Raw genomic sequence first — 21,431 nt, 5'->3', positions numbered from 1 at the left:
AACTTATTTCAAAAAAATAAACGCTATATCAGCGTTTAATACTTTCATACAAAAAAATACAAATACAAAACCAAGTAAATCCTAAACTCCATCCAGCGATTACATCTGTTGCAAAATGATGTTTCTCCGCCACTCTTGATAATCCTGTCAATATAGCTAACACCAATGCTCCAATCCAATACCACAACTTACTTTTATGATTTTTAGTAAGTTCAGACAATAAATAAGCTATGGTGAATAAATACAATAACCCCATCATAGCATGACCAGATGGAAAGCTATACGATGCCAATTGATCTGCTATTTCTGGTCGTGGACGTGCTACCCATTCTTTTACGAAATGATTAATCAATCGGCCAATCGGAATAGTAAGAATCACAAAAAACATTCCTCTGTAATTTTTGAACTTTAACCATAAAATGAATAATAAAATAATTGCGATAAAATCTATTAATGAAGTTTCACCAAAATAATGGAAAAAGCTGAAAAACTTATTACCTTTTAATAATAATTCCATGTTTTGATCAAATGAAACGATAGTAGAAGTGTCATAAGTATAACGTAAAATAATAAAGAGAATAAATGTAAACAATCCACTAATGTAAAGTAATACACGATTATTCATCAACTTCTCCACCTTAAAATATTAAAAATCACCCTTATGAAAGCTTAATAACAAAAATAAATTTACTTATTAACATATTGTGCAATTTAGATATAATTCAGTCGAAAGTATATTATGCAATAATAACAGTAATAATGGATTCATTTCATCACATTTGCAAAAGGCAATGCTAACAGACAAAAAAATGATCACCCAATGATGTAATGGGTGATCATTTTTGGACAAACGATTTATTATTTTAGTTCATTTAAAATTTCATCAATTTTCGCAAGTTCAGATTGTAAGCCTCCACCGCTTAAATACCAAAGCGCACCATCTAAGTATACGATTTTACCGTTTTTATAAGCTTGTGTTTTTTGGATAATTGCGTTTTCCATGTCAGCTTCGATGTTTGATTGTCCGCCTACAGCTGCAGTACGGTCAACTACAAATAATACTTCTGGATCGAATTCTAAGATGGCTTCAAAACCAAAATTTGAACCGTGAGATGAAGCTTCGATATCTTCAGTTACTGGAGTAAATCCATAAATCTCATATACATAACCGAATCGTGAATTTGTAGCAAAGCCAGATAATTTACCTTCGTTATACATTGTAACTAATGAAGTTTTGTATTGGCTTGCTAATTGTTTAATTTCTTCAAGTTTTGAATCGAATTTCGCTAAAAATTCTTTCGCTTCTTCTTCTTTATCGAAAATTTGTGCTGCAATATCTACTGATTTTAAGAATGTGTTCCAGTAATCATCTTGAGAAGTACCAACGAAAATTACGTTTGGAGTAATCTCTTTTAATTGGTCATAGAAAGTTGCTTGACGACCAGAAATGAAGATTACGTCTGGTTGTAATTCAGCAATATCTTCAAGTAATGGGCTTTTTAATGAACCAACACTTGCATATTCGTCAGCAGCAAATTTAGAAAGATGTTCTGGTAATGTACCATCTTTTGCAACACCAACAATTCCTTCAACACCGAGAGCATCAAGTGTATCTAGGAAACCATAGTCAAATACAACAATTTTTTCAGGCATTTTTTCTAAAACAACATCTTCAAATACAGTAGTTGCACCAGTTTCTTCGTTTTTGCTTTCTGAAATTGTAGATGTAATTGTCATTGGGAATCGGCCATCTTCTTGAGCTTGTCCCTGTGTATTTCCTTCATCTGTATTTGAGCCCGTATTTTGTTCTGCCTCTTTGCCACCGCATGCAGCTAAAACAAATACAAGCATTGTTAGAATAACTGCGAATAATTTCCAGTTCTTCATTATAACTTTCTCTCCTATTCCTTATATTTTATATTTCAATACTATTTGATATTGATAATCATTATCAATAACTGACTCTAATTATAATCATTAGCTTATTGTTCGTCAATATACTTTTTTACATTTTTTATTAAATGATTTAAAAAGTATTACATTTTAAAATGATTTAGAAAAGCATTTAAGCTTTTCTAAATCATTCTTATGATTACGTATGAGAATTAAAATATACGCAAATGCGGCAACCATTTTGTTCTTGCACTGGAATATTCATATCATAAATTTCTCGTAAAGATTCTGAGTTAATAATCTCCTCTGTCGGCCCATTTTTCACAACTTTACCGTCTTTTAATGCCACAATATAATCTGAATAAACTGAAGCAAAGTTGATATCATGCAATACAATTACAACCGTTTTATTCAATTCATCAACAAGCTTGCGCAATATTTTCATAATTTGCACAGAATGCTTCATATCCAAATTATTTAATGGTTCGTCTAGAAGAATATATTCTGTATCTTGAGCTATAACCATAGCAATAAAAGCTCGTTGTTTTTGTCCACCAGACAATTGATCTAAAAATTTATCTTCAATTTCCTTCAAATTCATGTATTCAATAGCTTGGTCCACATATTGCTCATCTTCAGGTGTAAGTCTTCCTCTTGAATATGGATAACGTCCAAAAGACACAAGTTCCCTTACAGTTAATCGAACGTTAAGAAAGTTTGATTGTCTTAGGATTGAAACACGTTTAGCAAATTCATTAGACTTCCAATTTTTTACGTTCTGTTTGTCCAATAACACTTCGCCAGTATCGGCATCAATTAACCTGCTAACCATTGACAACAATGTCGATTTACCAGCACCATTCGGTCCAATAAAGGAAGTAATAGCCTTTGGTTGAATCGATAATGATACATCACTTACAACTGGTTTATTACCATACTTTTTCGTCAACCCTTTAATTTCAATCATCCTTGTGCCCTACTTTCCTTTAGTAATAAGTATATAAAGTAAATACCACCAATAAAATTAATAATGACACTTAAAGTCGTTTTCATTTCAAAAATATGTTCAACAATAAATTGCCCGCCAACTAACGCAATAACACCTATTAAACCAGCTCCTAATATGAGAACTGAATGCTTGTACGTTACAAAAAATTGATAGGATAGATTTGCAACAATCAATCCAAAGAATGTGATTGGACCAACTAATGCTGTTGATGTTGCAATAAGAACTGAAGCTAAAATTAATACATTCATCACTAAACGATCGTAATTAACACCTAAATTTATAGCGTTGTCTCGGCCTAATGTAGCAACGTCCAATTGATGTAGCATTCTAAAACCTATAATAAAGGCAGAGATTAAAATAATACTTGCAACAAGTAACAATTGAACTTTAATTTTAATAAAGCTTGCGAAAAGTACGTTTTGTAAACTCAAGTATTCAACTGGATCAATTAATACTTGCAAGAATGAAACGGAGCTACCTAAGAATGTTCCGATAATCATTCCGATTAATAAAAGCAAATAGATGGGATATTTGTCTGCTCTAAATAATGTACGGTATAACAAAATAGCAAATATGATCATAGCGACGAGCGCCGCGAAAAAGTTTAAATATTGATTGACTACCCAGATTGATGCAGATCCTGCAAAGAAGAATATAAGGGTTTGCACCACTTCGTACATGGAGTCAATTCCCATAATCGATGGTGTTAATATTCGATTGTGCGTAATTGTTTGGAAAATGACCGTTGAGTAAGCGATTGCAAAACCAGTAATCACCATTGCTCCAACGCGCATCATACGTCGAGGGAAAGCATAATCGAATCCACCTTTAATATCGTAAAATCCATAGAGTAAAATACAAATAATTGCAATAATCGCTAATATTATTAATTTCACAACATTATTTCGCATATGCTCTCCCCCTAAACAACATAATTAAGAAGAGCAAACTACCAATTACTGCAACTGTTACATTGACCGGTATTTCGTATGGATAAACCACTACTCGACCAATAATGTCGCAAACTAATAAGAAAACAACTCCCAGTACAATTGTATGTGGAATCGTTTTACGCAAGTTGTCCCCCATATAGATTGAGACAATATTCGGAACAATCAAACCTAGAAAAGGTATTACACCGACTGTTAATACAACGGTCGTAGAAATGGTCGCAACAAGAATTAAACCGAGGTTCAACACTGCTTTATAACTTAAGCCTAAATTTTTTGCAAAGTCTTCACCCATTCCGGCAACCGTGAATTTATTCGCATATAAATAAGCCAAGATAATGGCAGGAACACTTACATATAACAGCTCATAACGTCCTGAAATAATGAGTGTAAAACTACCCATTAACCAAGTATTTATGTTTTGAATCAAATCCCCTTCATACGCAAAAAATGTCGTAATGGAGGATAAAATATTTCCATACATAATACCGATTAAGGGAACGAAAATCGCATCTTTAAATTTAATGCGGTCTAAAATTTGCATAAATAAAATCGTACCTGCAAATGCAAACACAAAGCTAAAAATTATTTTTTGCATATATGCAGCTTGTGAGAATAACAAAATCGAAATAAGAATCCCTAACTTAGCTGCATCTAGAGTACCTGCTGTCGTAGGTGATACGAACTTATTTCTACTTAAACTTTGCATAATTAAACCAGCAATACTCATTCCTGCACCCGCTAAAATAATGGCAAGTAATCGAGGGACCCTACTAATTAGAAATATTTGGGTTTCTTGTGATTCCCAGTCTAGTAAATCAGTAGGTTTTATATCGATTGCTCCAATGAATAGCGAAATGAGTGACAGGATAATTGCTGCCACTAACAACATCCATAGTCTCATTTTTGCTCCCCAATTTTCTCATTTTCTATACTCATTAATGAAAATGATTCTCATCACCAAGTACAATATAATTATAAAGAGAAAAACTATAAAAATCAAATACAATTGAGAATGAAAATCAAATGTATTTCAGCGTTTTCTCCTATTTTATATAACATCCCGACTGTATATTCTTATTTTCCACCCAATAAGAAAGATGGGTGTCTAGAAAACTTTCTAGACACCCTCACTTTTTCATAATCATGATTTTCTAAAAATCTTTGCTCCTGCGGTAGTCGAAACACTTTCTACTATCTGTCGCAAAGGAGCCGTTTCAAAATATCAAACGGCTCCCCTTCCTATTATTTTACTCCTCTCATTGCTTTAGAAATAATCGGAGTAAATAGTAATATGATGACACCAAGAATAATGGATAATCCACCAAGTGCACCAAAATAAACAATTTCCGTAACTGCTTCATAAATTCTCACTAGCTGTGCATTGATAGCTTGTGCAGCCGCGCTAGTTAAGAACCAAAGAGACATTGTTTGAGAAGCAAAAGCTTGTGGAGCAAGTTTTGTCGTTGCAGATAGCCCCACTGGAGAAAGCAATAACTCCCCAATTACTACTAAGAAAAATGATAATACTAGCCATAATGGACTTACTAGTTCTGTTCCACCAGACAGTTTTGAAGGAATCATCATCACTAAGAATGATGCACCTGCGAAGAATAGTGCAAAGGAAAACTTCAGTGGTGTTGAAGGTTGACGATTACCTAGTTTTATCCAAATCCAAGCAAATACTGGAGCGAAAAGAATAATAAATAATGGATTTAACGATTGGAACCAAGAAGCTTTTAATTCAAAGCCGCCAACATTTAGATTTGTTCTCGTATCTGCATAAGTTGCCAAAATAGTTGCACCTTGCTCTTGAATTGCCCAGAACATTACTGCGGCAATAAATAAAGGAATGTATGCTAACACACGAGATTTTTCATCTTTTGTCGTTTTTGGACTTCTATACATGATGATGAAAAATGCTGTAGGAATTAATACACCTAAAGTTGTAATAATCGTACTAAATACACCCATTGTTAAATTGCCAGTTGCATACAAACCGCCTAATACAACAACAATCGCTAAAATAATGATTGTGAAATTCAAAATCGCTTTTTTCTTCTCGGCTTCATTTAATGGGTTTGGAACTTGAAGACCTGCTAAGCCCAGATTTTTCTTTTGCGTGGCTATGTAAATAATTAAACCGATCAGCATTCCAATACCTGCTAAACCGAATCCTAAATGGAAGCTATAAGTTTCCCCTACAGTCCCAACAATAAACGGAGCTAAAAATGCTCCCATGTTAATACCCATGTAGAAAATACTAAAACCAGAGTCGCGACGGCTATCTTTTTCTGCGTATATCTCGCCGACAATTGATGAAACATTCGTTTTTAATAAACCTGTACCAATAATGATAAATACCATTGATATAAGGAGACCTGTTAAAGCAAGTGGAAGAGCTAAAATGAAATGCCCGATCATGATGAGGATTCCGCCATAAAACATCGTCTTACGAGGACCCCAAACTCGGTCAGACAACCATCCACCAATAATACCAGACATATATACTAAAGAACCGTAGATGGCCATAATGGAGTTTGCAGTTCCGCGTTCAAGCCCCAATCCACCTTCATGTAATTCATAGTACATATAAAAAATTAAAATGGCGCGCATTCCATAATATGAGAAACGTTCCCAGAACTCAGTAAAAAATAGTGTGAATAAGCCTTTAGGATGTCCAAAAAAGCCTTTCTGGGGGACAGATTTCACAATTTCCTCTTTAGATAACATATCTTTCCCTTCTTTCTTTTATTATACTTTTTATTTTTTTCTGAAAATTTCATCACTTCCGAAGCAACTACAATATCTATTTTTAAATAATTTCTATAACATTTTCAATATATCTGTATAATGTTTAAATTTTAAGTTTATTTGTTATTTTCCTAAATTTCTTATCATTCTAACGTTTTTTCGTCTTTCTAACCACCCCTTTTTTATTATTTAGGTATAACAAAACAACTAATTTACTATCCCTTGAAAAATTTTTCTTAACTTGATACCTGTTATGTAGTTTGGAATGTAACAAGTCAATACATACTAAAAAAGCGAGGGGAATTTGATTCCACTCGCTTTCTGCTATTTCTTGACTACAAAGTCCTCAAACTTTTTATAATCCGATTCTTTCAATTCTACTATTAATTTTGTTCCCGCTTCTTCATACTCTGTTGACTTTACTGAAGCATTCTCGTTTAAATAGGATACGATATCCCCCCGGCTGAAAGGAATGAACATTTCACAAGTATAATAATTGGAAAAAAGATGTTTACGAATACATTCAACTAACTCATTCAATCCTTTGCCTTCTTTCGCGGATATCCAAAGGTCTTCTCCGTAAACTTTTGGGTAAGCAATATTGGCTAAGTCACATTTATTATAAAGGTAAATGGTTGGAACATTTTCTACTCCAATTTCTTTTAATGTACGATTCGTAACATCCATCATAAACTTATATTCACTGTTAGAAACATCCACTACATGTAACAATAAATCCGCATCTCTCGCTTCTTCTAATGTTGATCGAAAAGCTTTTACTAATTGGTGGGGAAGCTTGCTTACAAATCCAACGGTATCAGTTAGTAAAAATTGTTTTTTATCCGGTAATTCAATTTTTCGCACTGAGGTGTCTAGCGTTGCGAACAGCATGTCCTTTTCAAATACTTCTTTGTCCTCTTGCCCAAATTTTGCAAGCATTTGGTTCATAATTGTTGACTTCCCTGCGTTAGTATACCCAACTAGTGACACTACAGGAATTTCACTTTTACGTCGCTTTTTTCTTTGAGTATCTCGTTGTTCTTTAATTTGTTCTAGTTCTTTTCGCAACTTTGTAATTTGGTCTTCAATTTTCCGTCGATCGAGCTCTAGTTTTGTCTCACCAAGTCCTCTATTTCGAAGACCTCCACCTGTTGCTCCAGCTTGTCTTGATAAAGAAGAATGTAATCCAACTAATCTAGGCAACATATATTGCAGCTGTGCCAATTCAACTTGCAATTTAGCCTCTTTTGTTTTTGCTCGGCGGTCAAATATATCTAAAATTAACGTTGTTCGGTCAATCACTTTGCAATCTAAATCACTTTCTAAATTTCGGATTTGCGAAGGAGATAGTTCATCGTTGAATATGACTAAGTTTGCACCAACTTCATCAAAAAAATTTTTAATTTCTACTACTTTTCCCTTTCCTACATAATGAGATGGATTAACGCGCTCTAAATTTTGAGTTACTTGCCCTACCACTTCGACGTCAAGGGCTTCCGCTAAATTTTCCAATTCTTCCATTGAATATTCAAAATTTGGGTCATTTAAGTTGACACCCACTAATATTGCTTTCTCTTTAATCATCTCTACTTCTTTTAACTGAGTCATAATCCTTCCCTCCGAACAATGGGTCTTATCCCGTTATTATACAGTATACCCTGTGAAAGAAAAAGAAAGACCCACAACACAAAGTTGTGGATCTTCCTCGATAACTCATTATTTTTCCTTTTCAGCTTTTAAAACCTCTAATGTTTGATTGAATTCTTCTTCAATTTCTGGATTTTGTTTATACGTAATCATACTTACAATAACTGCTACAACTAAGTTAGAGAAGAATCCAGGAACCATTTCATAAATCATGCCTGAAAGAGTAGCAGATTGACCCCAAACGAATGCTACAATAGCACCAACAACCATTCCGCTTAATGCACCAATGTTTGTTAACTTTCTCCAATATAGAGCAAGGATAATAATTGGACCAAAGGATGAACCAAATCCAGCCCAAGCAAATCCAACTAAATCTAAAATTGAGTTGTTTGGATTCCAAGCTAAAATCATTGCGACAATAGCTACAATCAATACCGCTACACGTCCAGCTGTCACATAGTGCTTATCGGTAGCATCTTTTTTGAACAACGCTTTATAAATATCCTCAATTAATGCAGAGGAAGTAACGATTAATTGAGAAGAAATCGTACTCATAATTGCCGCTAAAATCGCTGCAAGTAAAACCCCTGCAATAAATGGATGGAATAAAATTTTCCCCATTTCAATAAAAATCGTTTCTGGGTCATTAAGTGTCATTCCGTTTTGTTGGAAGTAAGCAACACCCACTAGCGCCGTACACATCGCACCAACCAAACTTAAAATCATCCAGCCGATACCGATACGACGAGCACTTTTCATTTCTTTTACAGTATTAATGGCCATGAAACGAACGATGATATGTGGTTGTCCGAAATATCCAAGACCCCAAGCAACAGAAGAAATAATTCCTGCAGCAACTGCTGTTGACGGTAATAAACTTAAATGTTCAGGATTTACAGCAGTGATAGCGCTTCCAGTTTCACCAAATCCTCCTGTAACGAAAACTCCTATAAGAGGAACTAAAATTAAAGCGAAGAACATAATTGTTCCTTGTACTACGTCTGTATAACTTACCGCTAAGAATCCACCAAATAATGTATAAATGATAACAACTGCACTTACAAGGATCATCCCAGTGTGATAATCAAATCCAAATGAACTTTGGAAAAACTTACCGCCAGAAACCATACCAGAAGAAACATAGAACGTGAAGAATACAAGAATAACGATTCCTGATGCAATTCTAAGTAATTTCGTATTGTCACGAAGTCGGTTATCTAAAAAGCTTGGGATTGTAATAGAGTCTTTGGAAATTTGCGTATAAACACGTAAACGCGGTGCGACTAAAACATAGTTTAAATATTGTCCAACTGTTAAACCAATCGCAATCCACGCTTCTACTAAACCTGCTGCATAAATGGCACCAGGTAACCCCATCAATAACCAACCTGACATGTCGGCTGCTCCAGCACTTAGAGCGGTTGTAATTGGCCCTAATCCGCGCCCACCTAACATGTACTCTTTTAAGTTAGATGTTTTTTTGAATGCATACCAACCAATTAATAGCATTGCAATCATATATAATATGATCGCAAACATTTGGAAAGCATACTCACTCATAAAATTCTCCTCCTTGTTGTTACATACTTAAAATGTGTCGAAATAGAGAAAAAAATGTCGATTTCTAAGAAATCTTTTATAACAATACTTTAACATAGGGATAGGTTTTTTGGATATAATATTTTTTTGGAAAATTCTCTTTTTGTATAATTTTCCGTTTTAAAATAATTTTCCGTCAACATGGTTTACAATTTTCTCGACCTTTTCTATAACAATAATGTATTATGTGTTAAACTATTGTCGATTATCCTAAAACGAAGAAGGTTTGATATCCATGGAATTTACTGATATGAAACAACAATTGCTTGAGCATATTTTTAATAAAAAACTAATATCTGCAACCATTAGTCAACCAAGGAAAAAATCAGATGAATTGAAAAGAGTTAAATTAAATCCAGTTGAAATAAAGGGACAATACCATATTCAACTCGAATATCAATATGAAAGGATATTAAAACATAAAAATATCCTATTAGAAAATTTCCATCCCTATTTAGATGAGTTGCTACAGCAATTTAGACAATTTCACGGGCAATTCACCGATCGCTTAATTCAAATCCAATTATCTAAAAAGAATAAAGTCTTTTGGAAAGAAGAACAAACAAAAATGAAAAAAGAGCTGTCTTTAGCCCATAACCGTAAAAAGAATTACTTGCTGAATGAAACAACTCCTTATCCATTCTTAGTGCGGCTTGGGGTTCAAACTCCTGATGGAAAAGTCAAAAAACAAAAATACGACAAATTCCGACAAATCAACCGGTTCCTCGAATTTATTGACGATTCCTTAAATTACTTACCGAAAAATCGGCAAATTCGGATTATCGATTTTGGCTCTGGGAAGTCTTACTTAACCTTTGCCTTATATCATTATTTAAAAATCGAAAAAGGTTTAGATCTTAAAGTTACAGGACTCGATTTAAAAAAAGAAGTAATCGAAGAATGTAATAATATTGCAAAAGATTTACATTATGACAATTTAGAATTTATTGTAGGAGATATAAATGATTACGATGAAGAGACTTCTGTCGATATGGTTGTAACATTACATGCTTGCGATGTGGCAACAGATATGGCACTGGCTCGAGCTGTAAAGTGGGGAGCAAAAGTTATTTTAAGCGTACCATGCTGTCAACATGAATTGAATCGTCAATTAAACGCCCCGCAATTAGAAATCATGACACAACACGGATTAATCAAAGAACGTTTTGCCGCTCTCGCAACCGATTCAATTCGTGCAGAAATATTAAAATTAGTCGGATATGAAGTACAGTTAATGGAATTTATCGATATGGAGCATACACCTAAAAATATATTGATACGTGGTTTTTATACTGGAAAGAAACCGGGCAAAAACGAATTAGAAAGATACAAAGCTTTTATTGAATTCTTATCAGCAAAGCCATTTTTGCAAAAGGAACTTGAAGAATACTTATCATAAAGTCAATCCATAATAAGCATATTAATATGGCACTGCCAATTAATATGCTTATTTATATTCCTTATTTTCACTACAATAACTAATTCTTACCAAATAAATATTACAGGAATGTAAATTTTGTTATTTTCCGCATTTACATTCTATAGTTTTTGAATTTTTTTTGCTATCATAATAAAGGTTTTAAAACTAACGTATATCAGGGGGCATTACTTTCATGTTTAATCCAAAAAAATCAGATCCATTTTTTGTGTCATTACACAAAATTGCTGAAAACATGCGAGATGCAGTTCACTTTGCTAACGACTTTAATATCGATTCAATTGCTGATTTAAAGGAATTAAGTATCAAAGTTAAAAAATTTGAAACGGATGGTGACAATTTAATACACGAACTTATCGTCATGTTAAATAAGTCATTTATGACACCAATCGAAAGAGAAGATATTTTAGCATTAGCTATTAAAATGGACGATGTATTAGATGGTATAGAGCAATGTTTTGCTCACTTAGAGATGTTCTCCATTCCAGAATTAGACGAGTCAATGCGCACATTTTTAAAATACATAACAAGAAGTGCAGATGAAATTGTATCAGCAATCGACTTGTTAAATAAAAAAGATTTAACTTCAATGAGAAATCATATTATTTTAATCAAGGACTATGAACGAGAATGTGATGAAGTATCCCGTTCATCCATTAAACAACTATTCTTAAATGAAAAAGATCCAATCCGTTTAATTAAATATAAAGATATTTACAACCAATTGGAAGATATCGCTGACCATTGCCAAGACGTAGCAAATACACTAGAAACAATTATCATGCGCAATGCATAATAACGGAGCGGAGTTTTAGATATGGATGCCATTTTAATCATCACAATATTAATCGTTATATTTGCGCTCGCATTTGACTTTATTAACGGATTTCACGATACAGCAAACGCGATTGCTACGTCTGTTTCAACCCGTGCACTGCCACCGCGTACAGCTGTAATGCTTGCTGCTATCATGAACTTCCTTGGAGCAATTTCTTTTGTAGGAGTAGCAAAAGCAATTGCTAGCGATATCGTAGACCCATTTTCACTGAATCAAACGCCAGATGATACAACGGGATCTGTCGTTATTTTAGCAGCACTTATTTCTGCGATTACATGGAACTTACTTACTTGGTATTTTGGAATTCCGTCTAGCTCTTCTCATACATTAATTGGTTCCATTGCTGGAGCAGCAATTGCTGCAGCGGGATTTGATATTCTCAATTATAAAGGTTTTATCGGCATTTTAGAGGCGTTAATTTTTTCTCCATTTATCGCTTTTGGTGTCGGATTTTTATTCATGTCAATATTCAAGTTGTTGTTTAAAAATTTAAACCTTTATCGTACCAATAAAGGATTCCGTACGATGCAAATCTTTACCGCAGCATTACAGGCTTTCACTCACGGTACGAATGACGCCCAAAAAGCGATGGGAATCATTACAATGGCTTTAATCGCTGCCGGCATCCAATCAGATAACGATGTACAAGATTGGGTACGAATTGCCTGTGCGCTTGCAATGGGATTAGGAACTTCCATCGGAGGATATAAAATCATTAAAACGGTTGGTACAAAAATTATGAAAATCCGACCTGTTAATGGCGCTGCAGCCGATTTAGCATCTGCTACTGTTATTTTTGGAGCAACCTTAATTCACTTACCGGTATCAACAACTCATGTTATCTCTTCATCCATTATGGGTGTGGGATCTGCTCAACGTGTAAAAGGTGTTAAATGGGGAGTAGCTCGTAAAATTGTTTTAACTTGGATTATTACAATGCCAATTTCAGCAGTAATTGCTAGTTGTGTTTATTTCATATTGGATTTATTCTTCTAAATAAAAAACACGAGCTATAAACGCTCGTGTTTTTTATATTGTATTATTGGAATGACTCAATTCAAAAGGTATCATACTTTGGTTTATAGTTGGCTGATAAGTGGCATAAAAGATTGAAATGGCAACGATCACCAAAATACTAACTAAAAGCATAATACTTACGAGAATGATAGCAGCTCTCTTTCCGCTCATACAAAATCCCCTTTTTCTAATAATCGCTCTCTAATAAAATGCCTTATCTAAGTATACAATACAAGATTTAAAAAAACAGCTTCTCTTTAGGTGTATACTGTTTTATATTATAACGTTTTCGTTGCAGCTTCTTTAATTTTCTTCCGCTCCTCATAGATATTCTTTACAATTACTTTTAATACCGCATAAGTTGGAATTCCAATCATAATTGCAATAAAACCACCTATATTACCAGCAGCTAATACTACTGTAATAACCGTTAACGGATGGATATCTAAAGATTTCCCCATAACATTTGGAGTAATTAAATTGCTCTCCAATTGTTGAGCAACAAGGGTAATCACACATACCCAAATTACCAAGACTGGATCTTGAATAATGGCGACAAGAATTGCTGGCGCCAACGAAATCCATGGACCAATAAACGGAATCATATTCATAAAAAAGGAAAAAATTGAAAGTAATAAAGCGTATTCAAGTCCGATAATTAAGTATCCAATAAACATCATCGTTGCTAAAATTAAACTCACAAGTACTTGTCCCTGTACATAGTTTTTTAGTACTTCATTGATGTCTTCTAACGTATTCTTTACCCATATCCGACGCTCGCCGGTAAAAATCTTGTAAATATTTGGTGCAAATTTTTCATGATCCTTTAACATGAAAATATAAAAGAATGGAACCAAAATTAAAGTAAAAATTGTAGAAACAGTACCGCTAACAAAGTTTACAATGCTTTTACTACCTACAACGACAATGTCTTGAATAGAACTTGTTACAGAATCAACGAAGTTTTCAACTTGAGGAGGTAAATTGTCTTTGTTTTCTAGAATAAAATCCGTTGCTTCCATTATTTTATCGCCAATATTTGGGGAATTTTGCACTAAGCGGTTCACTTGTTCAGCAATCGGATTTCCGACAATTAACAATAATCCCGTTACTAATCCTGCTAATACTAATACAATCGTTGAAATACTTGCCCATCTAGGAAGTCCCTTTTTTTCTAGCCAACGCTGGAAAGGCTCTGATATGTAAAAAAGGACGCCACTTAATAACACTGGAATAAAAATTGTTTTGATAATAATAACAATGGGATTAAAAATCCAATGAATTTCTATTACATATTTAATAATTAATAAGGCAATTAATAATCCAATTCCCACTTGAAACCATAATTTTTTTGTCATCGTTCACTCACCCCTACCCAAGTTTAACACTTCCTGAAAATTCCTATACAAATCTATTTTCGTTTATAAAAAAGAATCAATAAAGAGTGTTTAATTGCGAGCATTTTCCACTCATTACAATTCGGTTGGAAGTTTTATTTTCCAAGGATTAATGTTTTTATGAGTGCAAACTGTTCACGAATATGTAACTTCTGCTCAACAATTTTCGGTGTTTTGGATGCAACTATGTCCACTTCTAAATCCAGTTTATTTGCTAATATTTTTGCACGTGCACAGTGAAAATCGCTAGTAATAAGCGTAACGTTTTTTGTATTGGTTGGCAGTAATTTTTTAGAATATAGTAAATTTTCGTATGTAGACGTTGCTTGTTCTTCACGGATAATTCGATATTCTTCAATTCCTGATTCCACTAAAAATGTGTACATTGCTTCAGCTTCACTAATCGGTTCGTCCAACCCTTTCCCACCAGAAACGATGACGTTTACATGAGGATAGGATTTCAAATACTTTATCGCCTCTTTCAAACGATACTGCAAAGTTAAGCTTGGTCTTCCATCCGATTCTACTTTCGCTCCTAATAAAATCGCATATTCATAAGTACCATCTGCAACCGGTATTGGCTGTTTCATGGTTTTATAGGACCAAGTAAATAAAGCTACACTACTCACTATTAAAATTCCTAATATTATTAAAAAACTTTTTTTCATATCATCACCTTAAGGTTTTCTCTTAGTACTTACGTTTAAACGATTATAAAGTTCCAAAATTATACTTTAGAAACGTGGAATTTTTCTTTGAAAGTCCACTTCCCCAAAAACTGACAATGAAAAAAAGACCGTGACACTCAACATGTTACGGTCTTTCCTTTATTGAATATTAATCTTCTAAATCTGCGTTATGATATACACGTTGTACATCTTCAAGATCTTCTAATGCATCAATCATTTTTTCAAATTTCACTTTGTCTTCCCCAGTTAGTTTTACTTCAGTTTGTGGAAGCATTGTTAATTCAGCTACTGTAAACTCTTCAATACCTGCTGCTTTGAATGCTTCTTGAGCAACATGGAATTGATCTGGCTCCGCATAAACGATTGTGATTCCCTCTTCATCAAACACATCACGTGCATCAATATCCGCTTCTAATAAAATTTCTAACACTTCATCTACTGACCTACCTTCAATTCCAAATACCGCAGTAGAATCAAACATATATGATACCGAACCTGTTACACCCATATTTCCTCCGTTTTTGCCAAAAGCAGCACGGACTTCCGAAACGGTACGGTTCACATTGTTTGTTAACGCATCAACAATCACCATTGTTCCACCGACACCAAAGCCTTCGTAACGAAGTTCATCATAATCTTCTCCGCCAGCACCTTTTGCTTTTTCAATGGCACGATCAATAATATGTTTAGGTACATTATATGTTTTTGCTCTTTCTAATACTGCCTTTAATGCCTGATTTAATTCTGGGTCTGGTTCACCTTTTTTTGCAGCTACATAAATTTCCTTACCAAATTTTGCATAAATTCGGCTGGTGTTTTTATCTTTTTCTGCTTTTTTATCTTTAATATTATTCCATTTGCGACCCATTGGATTCACTCTCTTTCCTATTCAAAATATCAGTAAAATTTCATTCTAACAAATACGACTGTATCATTATACACCATGATTTCTTTGATGAAAATAATCGCTACTTGATTTTTTTGTAAAATGCCTTTATAATATCAACCTTTAATCTTCCATCTCTTCTATTATTTTGCTCAATAATGCTTCGCAACCATCTACAACTAAGTCATATGTCTCTTGGAAATCCCCCGTATAATATGGATCTGGAACGTCTTTTTTGTGTGAAGTTAAATCAAGAAAACGGAAAATTTTAGGATGTTCCGTTTGACCTAATATTCTACATATATCCCTTATATTACTTTCATCCATACCAACAATATAATCAAACTTTTCAAAATCATCTTTTTTCAATTGCCGCGCAGTGATTCCTTCTGTGGAAATATTATATTCTTTTAATTTGTTGGAAGTACCGTAATGCGGTGGTTCTCCGACGTGCCATGAACTTGTTCCAGCAGAATCCACTTCGATTTTATCTTCTAATCCTCTCTTTTTTAGCAAGTCTCTAAATACTGCTTCAGCCATTGGCGAGCGGCAAATATTTCCTAAGCATACGAAAAGTACACGTTTCATCATAACAACCCCTTTTGAAAAAGCACCTTCCGATGACGGAAAGTGCTAATTATTTTCCATTTGTTCGTTGTATTTCTTCTGTTAATCTTTGAAGCTCTTTTTCTAAAAAGGCAGTGTATTCATCCCGCGCTTCTTTTCCAGCAGGAACGGTAAAAGGTTTACCATATATTAAATACCCTTTTTGTCTTTTTATTACTTCCTTTATATTTTTTGGACCAATATAGGCTGCTGGAACAACTTTCGATTTTGTAAGTTGAGCAATAGTAATTGCTCCTTGTTTTAACTCTGTGTTATTTGTTGTACGAGTACCGCTCGGAAAAATTCCAACAATTTTTCCTTCTTTTAGAAGTTGACGAGGTATTTTAATCACGCTCGGTCCCGGATTTTCACGATCGACAGGAAAAGCGTTCAGTTTTTTAATCAACCAACCTAACCCTTTAATATCAAATAGTTGTTTTTTTGCCATAAAATGTATTTGTCTAGGATATATGGAAAGACCTAGGTTTAAAATATCAATATATCCATTATGTGTACACGCAATGATGTATCCCTCATCTTTTGGTAAATTTTCCTTACCATATACCTTCGCTTTTGATCCATTTATTGTTAAAAACACGTTAACTACTCTAGCTCCGAAATCGTATAACACTGTTGATTCCTACCCTTAAATTTTTTTATTCATTCTTATTTTAAAGAAAACATCCCTTTCTTTCAATCTCATCACAAACTTACACTTCTCCCACTAATATATCCAAATCAATCGTCAATTCCTCTAAAGATATATCATGGGTTTCTGCATGCCATCCTAGAGGAGTCATTTCAATTAATTTAGGAATTAGTTCCTTTTCAATAGGCACTTTATAAGTAATTCTTTGTTGTGACACGTTCATAAATTGCTCATGAAATCGAACGACAGTTTGCTCGTTAGAATAAAGCTCTTTTTTTGAGTTTGCAAATACTTGTTTTCTTAATTCCATTAAATATTCGGATTGGGGAACTACTTTAATCAATTTTCCCCCTTGCTTTAACAGGCGTTTAAACTCACCATAGTTTGCTGGCGATAAAATATTCAATATTACGTCAAATGATTGTTCACGAAAAGGACTATCTGCTAAATCTCCAACGCACCAAATTTTCCGGTCATAATATTTTGCCGCAGTAATAATTCCTTCTTTAGCAATATCAACCCCTACACCAACTACCTCATCATTTAACTGCTCACAAATACGAGCCAAATGGGAACCTTCCCCGCATCCAGTATCTAAAATTGTCTTAACTGAATTTCCAATGATAGTTGCTACTTGTTTATGCATTTCATTGAACAAACCGCTATCAATTACAACTTTACGAGATTCAAATAAATTTTTCGTATACATAGAACGGACAGGTTTTGTCAAAAAATTCACATATCCTTGTTTTGCAATCGTAAAGTTATGACGATTACTACAGAAAACCTCTCCGTCATCATGGACATCCATTTCATTATTACAAATCGGACAAGAAAACAATCTTCTATTTTCTTTCATAAATTCTATGCTGTTTTGCCGTTTTGAGCGCTTTCCCATTGTTATTTCCTTTCAATATACTGTGATATTAATGATTAGTAGTTGCTTGATCCATGTTCATTTTATAAGAAGGTTGATGAATATTAACAAATTGTTCTAGTGAATGATGAATTTTTTGGATATCCTCTACTGTAAGCTTTTTATCAGTTCGTTTTTTCCAAAAACGCTTTAATTCATTTACTTTTATTACTGACACATTATTTGATTTCGTCATAATTTTTTTTAATGAACAACTGTCTGTAAATAGAACGATTGAATGAAATAAATCCTCTTTTACATTCGTCAAACTTTCCTTCAGGTTTAATACTGCTCTTTTCATTTCGTTGATTGGGTTTTCAAATGTGTTCAATTTATCTTGTTTATGTACTGCTTGAGCCCATTGCCCATCTTGTTCTCTACCATAAATCCAGCCATTCATAGATTGAATTGAAAAAATATAAATGCCAGATTCATGAATAACAATCGCATCGATATTTTTATTAGCACCGTTAAATGCAACATTTACTAACAGTTTGTGTTCACCTTGTAAATATTTTAAAGACTGAACTAATTTATATGTATTTTTTACATGTGGATTTGCCCAAATACTATATAAAGAATGTCCTGTGATTTTTCTAAATTCACTATTTTCAAATGAGTATAGACGAAGAGCAAAAAGGATTCCAATCATAATGGTAACAATAAGTAATAAAATTCCCATATCCATACCCCCTTATGTTATTCATTATTCTACCAAATGCACCTTGTATTGGCTATGATAACCCGTTTGAATCGAATCTATTTTTTGCCTTTATTGTTTGGTGAAAAATATCGAAATTTCCTAGGAAATATTGTCGATTCAATTTCTTTGAACTCTTTCTTTGTCGACTGTGACTTTTTCTTCCCTTAAGCAACTAATTTTATGACAGGATAAAAAGGAGAAATCATATGAAAAAAGGCATTATTATTAGTTTCATTATCCTTGTGACTAGTGCATTCTTCATTATATTTGTTTGGAACGGTAATCAAAATTCATCTAATGATGAACATTTATCGAAAGATCCGCCATTTCAACATGAAAAGCCAACTGCAGTAGAATTGATACAGCAAATTATGAACTATGCTGCGGAAGGAAAGGTTTACCATAGTTCCATCATTGCTGGAAACTCAACATTTAAAGATGTCGAAAAAATATTAGGTTCACCTGAAAGAATTGAAAATACAACTGTTGGAAATTATGCTTATTACCCTGCACACAATTTATCAATCGGAATGGATGGACAGCAAATTTTTGATATTCGTTCCTATGACAAACATTTATCCCAAATTCATATGCAAGATATTCAAGATGTACTGGGAGCACCTGAACAAACAACTTATTATGAAGATGAGACAACAGCTCAGATTATTTTGTATTACACTGTCAATGATTATTACTTGATTAAATGGATTTTGCCAAAGCCGTCGAACGATTTGCCTAACCCGAAAGTGCATCATATCTCAATTCTTACTAAAAATAATCCATCAAAGTACGCAAGCTTAGTAGACAATATGACTTTAGAAGAAAAGATTGGTCAAATGTTCTTTATCGGTTTTTCAGGGGAAAAGTTGAATGATCAGGTAAAACGTTTAATTGTGGAAAGAAAAATTGGAGGCATCATCTTCTTTAAAGATAATTTACAGTCTAGTCAGCAAATTACCTCATTATTAAATGAAGTGAAAAGTCTTAACAACAATAATAAATATCCTATTTTTTTAGGGATTGACCAGGAAGGCGGAAGCATCAACCGACTGCCAAAAGAAATTGCAAGTTTACCGACAAATTATTCTGTTGGATTAAAAAATAATGAAGTTTTTGCATATGAATACGGAAAATTGTTAGGAAAACAATTAGCTACATTCGGCTTTAATCTGAATTTCGCTCCGGTTTTAGATGTGAATAGCAACCCAAACAATCCGGTAATCAGTCACCGTGCTATTAGTCATGATCCAACAATCGTTGCAGCCTTAGGAATTCAAATGATGAAAGGAATACAATCTGAAAATATCATACCGGTTATAAAACACTTTCCTGGCCATGGCGATACTTCCGTCGATTCTCACCTAGCTCTCCCTATGGTGAATAAATCAATAAAAGAATTAGATCAAGTCGAATTACTCCCGTTCAAAAAGGCAATTGAAGAAAATGCAGATGTTGTGATGATAGCTCACATTTTATTACCGCAAATCGATAAACAATATCCTGCATCTATATCAAAAACCATCATTACAGAGTTATTGCGAGAAAAACTCGGTTTTAACGGTGTTGTCATCACAGATGATATGACGATGAAAGCAATTACCAACCACTATTCATTACAAGAAGCTGCTTTACTATCAGTAAAAGCTGGAAATGATATGATTTTAATTGCTCATGATGAAGATAAGATCTTTTCTATCATCGATGAACTTGTTACTTCAGTTCAACGTGGTGAAATTTCTGAACAGCGGATTAATGAAAGCGTTATGCGAATTCTAAAGCTAAAAGAAAAATATCAACTTAGCCACTCACTAATTCCAAATGCAAACATAGAAGAATTAAACAAAGAAATTCATACTATTCTTAACAAGTATAATTAATATTTTCATCTAATTTGTAAATAATAAAGTTAAAACAAAGCTACTATAATTTAGAACATGTTTCCTCTTAGGAAATCTGGAAAAGACGGAGGTTTTCACTGTGGAGATTATGGACTATAATGCAATTCCAGCATATCTTGAATCAACCGAACTAACTTTTGAATTGGAAAGTGTTGGAATATACGAAAACATTATGTTCCCAGTATCAGCGAAAGAAATTTCTCCTCAAGTAGAAGTTCAATATAATTTAGAAATAGAAAAGAATACTCAAAAAAGTGTTGATGAGGGGCATTCGCCGTGGAGACTTGATGCTATTGCAACCACACAAGTGTTTGTAAGTCTTCAAATCTCACCAAGCGGTATTGAAGGGGAATACCCTATTGAACTGGAGAATTTAAAATTGCTTCATAGCGATAACGAACTAGCAATCGTTGAAGTGGATGATTCAGATACAAACATTCAAACAGTATACTTAAAAAGGCTTATTCGTCAAGATGAAACAGGCATTTGGACGGTTATAGGATATGATGTAAAAGAAAAATAAAAAGGTGATGCGATAATCG

The 21,431-nt window shown here is 33.7% G+C and carries 20 protein-coding genes; 5 read left to right on the top strand and 15 right to left on the bottom strand.

Going from position 1 to position 21,431, the window contains the following annotated elements:
- Positions 1-28 precede the first annotated feature (28 nt).
- The 8 genes from NSQ18_RS08660 to putP form a co-directional block, all read right to left on the bottom strand.
- The gene (locus NSQ18_RS08660) at positions 29-625 is read right to left on the bottom strand and encodes a phosphatase PAP2 family protein (protein ID WP_016838349.1); all 597 of its coding nucleotides are present in this window, start codon (positions 623-625) and stop codon (positions 29-31) included.
- A 233-nt stretch (positions 626-858) separates the two neighbouring features.
- Positions 859-1,887, bottom strand: a complete 1,029-nt coding sequence (locus NSQ18_RS08655; RefSeq protein WP_339287734.1) for a siderophore ABC transporter substrate-binding protein — start codon at positions 1,885-1,887, stop codon at positions 859-861.
- A 205-nt stretch (positions 1,888-2,092) separates the two neighbouring features.
- Positions 2,093-2,860, bottom strand: coding sequence for an ABC transporter ATP-binding protein (locus NSQ18_RS08650; protein ID WP_016838351.1), 768 nt, complete (start codon positions 2,858-2,860; stop codon positions 2,093-2,095).
- On the bottom strand, positions 2,857-3,813 hold the full coding sequence (locus NSQ18_RS08645; RefSeq protein ID WP_016838352.1) for an iron chelate uptake ABC transporter family permease subunit: 957 nt from the start codon (positions 3,811-3,813) through the stop codon (positions 2,857-2,859). The genes NSQ18_RS08650 and NSQ18_RS08645 overlap by 4 nt, the downstream gene beginning before the upstream one ends.
- Positions 3,803-4,756, bottom strand: a complete 954-nt coding sequence (locus NSQ18_RS08640; RefSeq protein ID WP_016838353.1) for an ABC transporter permease — start codon at positions 4,754-4,756, stop codon at positions 3,803-3,805. Before NSQ18_RS08640 ends, NSQ18_RS08645 begins: the two co-directional genes overlap by 11 nt.
- A gap of 341 nt (positions 4,757-5,097) precedes the next feature.
- Positions 5,098-6,585: a peptide MFS transporter gene (locus tag NSQ18_RS08635; RefSeq protein ID WP_016838354.1), complete on the bottom strand. Its 1,488-nt coding sequence runs from the start codon at positions 6,583-6,585 to the stop codon at positions 5,098-5,100.
- 345 nt (positions 6,586-6,930) lie between these two features.
- Positions 6,931-8,214, bottom strand: coding sequence for a GTPase HflX (gene hflX / locus NSQ18_RS08630; protein WP_016838355.1), 1,284 nt, complete (start codon positions 8,212-8,214; stop codon positions 6,931-6,933).
- A 108-nt stretch (positions 8,215-8,322) separates the two neighbouring features.
- Positions 8,323-9,813 (bottom strand): sodium/proline symporter PutP, encoded by a 1,491-nt coding sequence (putP, locus tag NSQ18_RS08625; protein ID WP_339287729.1) that lies wholly within the window; start codon positions 9,811-9,813, stop codon positions 8,323-8,325.
- Positions 9,814-10,087: 274 nt separating this feature from the next.
- Between putP and NSQ18_RS08620 the strand changes: the two genes are divergently transcribed.
- From NSQ18_RS08620 to NSQ18_RS08610, 3 genes are all read left to right on the top strand, one after another.
- Positions 10,088-11,251, top strand: a complete 1,164-nt coding sequence (locus NSQ18_RS08620) for an SAM-dependent methyltransferase (protein WP_339287727.1) — start codon at positions 10,088-10,090, stop codon at positions 11,249-11,251.
- Positions 11,252-11,465: 214 nt separating this feature from the next.
- A complete protein-coding gene (locus NSQ18_RS08615) occupies positions 11,466-12,086 on the top strand; it encodes a DUF47 family protein (protein WP_016838358.1) in 621 nt (206 codons plus the stop codon).
- A gap of 21 nt (positions 12,087-12,107) precedes the next feature.
- Positions 12,108-13,124: an inorganic phosphate transporter gene (locus NSQ18_RS08610; protein WP_339287724.1), complete on the top strand. Its 1,017-nt coding sequence runs from the start codon at positions 12,108-12,110 to the stop codon at positions 13,122-13,124.
- Between the two features lie 299 nt (positions 13,125-13,423).
- On the opposite strand, the gene NSQ18_RS08605 is transcribed toward NSQ18_RS08610, so the two are convergent.
- The 7 genes from NSQ18_RS08605 to NSQ18_RS08575 all read right to left on the bottom strand — a co-directional run bounded on the left by NSQ18_RS08605 (position 13,424) and on the right by NSQ18_RS08575 (position 18,970).
- Positions 13,424-14,503, bottom strand: coding sequence for an AI-2E family transporter (locus NSQ18_RS08605; RefSeq protein WP_339287722.1), 1,080 nt, complete (start codon positions 14,501-14,503; stop codon positions 13,424-13,426).
- 134 nt (positions 14,504-14,637) lie between these two features.
- Positions 14,638-15,171, bottom strand: a complete 534-nt coding sequence (locus NSQ18_RS08600) for a YdcF family protein (protein WP_339287720.1) — start codon at positions 15,169-15,171, stop codon at positions 14,638-14,640.
- A gap of 208 nt (positions 15,172-15,379) precedes the next feature.
- Positions 15,380-16,099 (bottom strand): YebC/PmpR family DNA-binding transcriptional regulator, encoded by a 720-nt coding sequence (locus NSQ18_RS08595; RefSeq protein ID WP_339287718.1) that lies wholly within the window; start codon positions 16,097-16,099, stop codon positions 15,380-15,382.
- 141 nt (positions 16,100-16,240) lie between these two features.
- Positions 16,241-16,705 carry a low molecular weight protein-tyrosine-phosphatase gene (locus NSQ18_RS08590; protein WP_016838364.1) on the bottom strand — a complete coding sequence of 155 codons (465 nt, stop codon included), beginning with the start codon at positions 16,703-16,705 and terminating at the stop codon, positions 16,241-16,243.
- 49 nt (positions 16,706-16,754) lie between these two features.
- Positions 16,755-17,354 (bottom strand): 1-acyl-sn-glycerol-3-phosphate acyltransferase, encoded by a 600-nt coding sequence (locus NSQ18_RS08585; RefSeq protein ID WP_040764601.1) that lies wholly within the window; start codon positions 17,352-17,354, stop codon positions 16,755-16,757.
- 79 nt (positions 17,355-17,433) lie between these two features.
- A complete protein-coding gene (locus NSQ18_RS08580; RefSeq protein ID WP_339287715.1) occupies positions 17,434-18,231 on the bottom strand; it encodes a putative RNA methyltransferase in 798 nt (265 codons plus the stop codon).
- A 67-nt stretch (positions 18,232-18,298) separates the two neighbouring features.
- A complete protein-coding gene (locus tag NSQ18_RS08575; protein ID WP_016838367.1) occupies positions 18,299-18,970 on the bottom strand; it encodes a nuclease-related domain-containing protein in 672 nt (223 codons plus the stop codon).
- A 227-nt stretch (positions 18,971-19,197) separates the two neighbouring features.
- On the opposite strand from NSQ18_RS08575, the gene nagZ reads away from it, so the two are divergent.
- Complete coding sequence (gene nagZ / locus NSQ18_RS08570; RefSeq protein ID WP_339287713.1) at positions 19,198-20,868, top strand: beta-N-acetylhexosaminidase; 1,671 nt, start codon at positions 19,198-19,200, stop codon at positions 20,866-20,868.
- A gap of 100 nt (positions 20,869-20,968) precedes the next feature.
- Positions 20,969-21,412, top strand: a complete 444-nt coding sequence (locus tag NSQ18_RS08565) for a hypothetical protein (RefSeq protein ID WP_168412100.1) — start codon at positions 20,969-20,971, stop codon at positions 21,410-21,412.
- Positions 21,413-21,431 lie beyond the last annotated feature (19 nt).

Source organism: Ureibacillus sp. FSL K6-0786 (assembly GCF_037965165.1).
GTDB lineage: Bacteria > Bacillota > Bacilli > Bacillales_A > Planococcaceae > Ureibacillus > Ureibacillus thermosphaericus.
This window is presented reverse-complemented; position numbering and strand designations above follow the sequence as displayed.

Excerpts from the sequence above, each read along its gene's own strand:
- nagZ (WP_339287713.1), top strand. The coding sequence starts at position 19,198 with ATGAAAAAAGGCATTATTATTAGTTTCATTATCCTTGTGACTAGTGCA.
- NSQ18_RS08620 (WP_339287727.1), top strand. The coding sequence starts at position 10,088 with ATGGAATTTACTGATATGAAACAACAATTGCTTGAGCATATTTTTAAT.
- NSQ18_RS08640 (WP_016838353.1), bottom strand. The coding sequence starts at position 4,756 with ATGAGACTATGGATGTTGTTAGTGGCAGCAATTATCCTGTCACTCATT.
- NSQ18_RS08635 (WP_016838354.1), bottom strand. The coding sequence starts at position 6,585 with ATGTTATCTAAAGAGGAAATTGTGAAATCTGTCCCCCAGAAAGGCTTT.
- NSQ18_RS08595 (WP_339287718.1), bottom strand. The coding sequence starts at position 16,099 with ATGGGTCGCAAATGGAATAATATTAAAGATAAAAAAGCAGAAAAAGAT.
- NSQ18_RS08580 (WP_339287715.1), bottom strand. The coding sequence starts at position 18,231 with ATGAAAGAAAATAGAAGATTGTTTTCTTGTCCGATTTGTAATAATGAA.
- NSQ18_RS08615 (WP_016838358.1), top strand. The coding sequence starts at position 11,466 with ATGTTTAATCCAAAAAAATCAGATCCATTTTTTGTGTCATTACACAAA.
- NSQ18_RS08575 (WP_016838367.1), bottom strand. The coding sequence starts at position 18,970 with ATGGGAATTTTATTACTTATTGTTACCATTATGATTGGAATCCTTTTT.
- NSQ18_RS08645 (WP_016838352.1), bottom strand. The coding sequence starts at position 3,813 with ATGCGAAATAATGTTGTGAAATTAATAATATTAGCGATTATTGCAATT.
- hflX (WP_016838355.1), bottom strand. The coding sequence starts at position 8,214 with ATGACTCAGTTAAAAGAAGTAGAGATGATTAAAGAGAAAGCAATATTA.
- putP (WP_339287729.1), bottom strand. The coding sequence starts at position 9,813 with ATGAGTGAGTATGCTTTCCAAATGTTTGCGATCATATTATATATGATT.
- NSQ18_RS08590 (WP_016838364.1), bottom strand. The coding sequence starts at position 16,705 with ATGAAACGTGTACTTTTCGTATGCTTAGGAAATATTTGCCGCTCGCCA.
- NSQ18_RS08610 (WP_339287724.1), top strand. The coding sequence starts at position 12,108 with ATGGATGCCATTTTAATCATCACAATATTAATCGTTATATTTGCGCTC.
- NSQ18_RS08605 (WP_339287722.1), bottom strand. The coding sequence starts at position 14,503 with ATGACAAAAAAATTATGGTTTCAAGTGGGAATTGGATTATTAATTGCC.
- NSQ18_RS08655 (WP_339287734.1), bottom strand. The coding sequence starts at position 1,887 with ATGAAGAACTGGAAATTATTCGCAGTTATTCTAACAATGCTTGTATTT.
- NSQ18_RS08650 (WP_016838351.1), bottom strand. The coding sequence starts at position 2,860 with ATGATTGAAATTAAAGGGTTGACGAAAAAGTATGGTAATAAACCAGTT.
- NSQ18_RS08660 (WP_016838349.1), bottom strand. The coding sequence starts at position 625 with ATGAATAATCGTGTATTACTTTACATTAGTGGATTGTTTACATTTATT.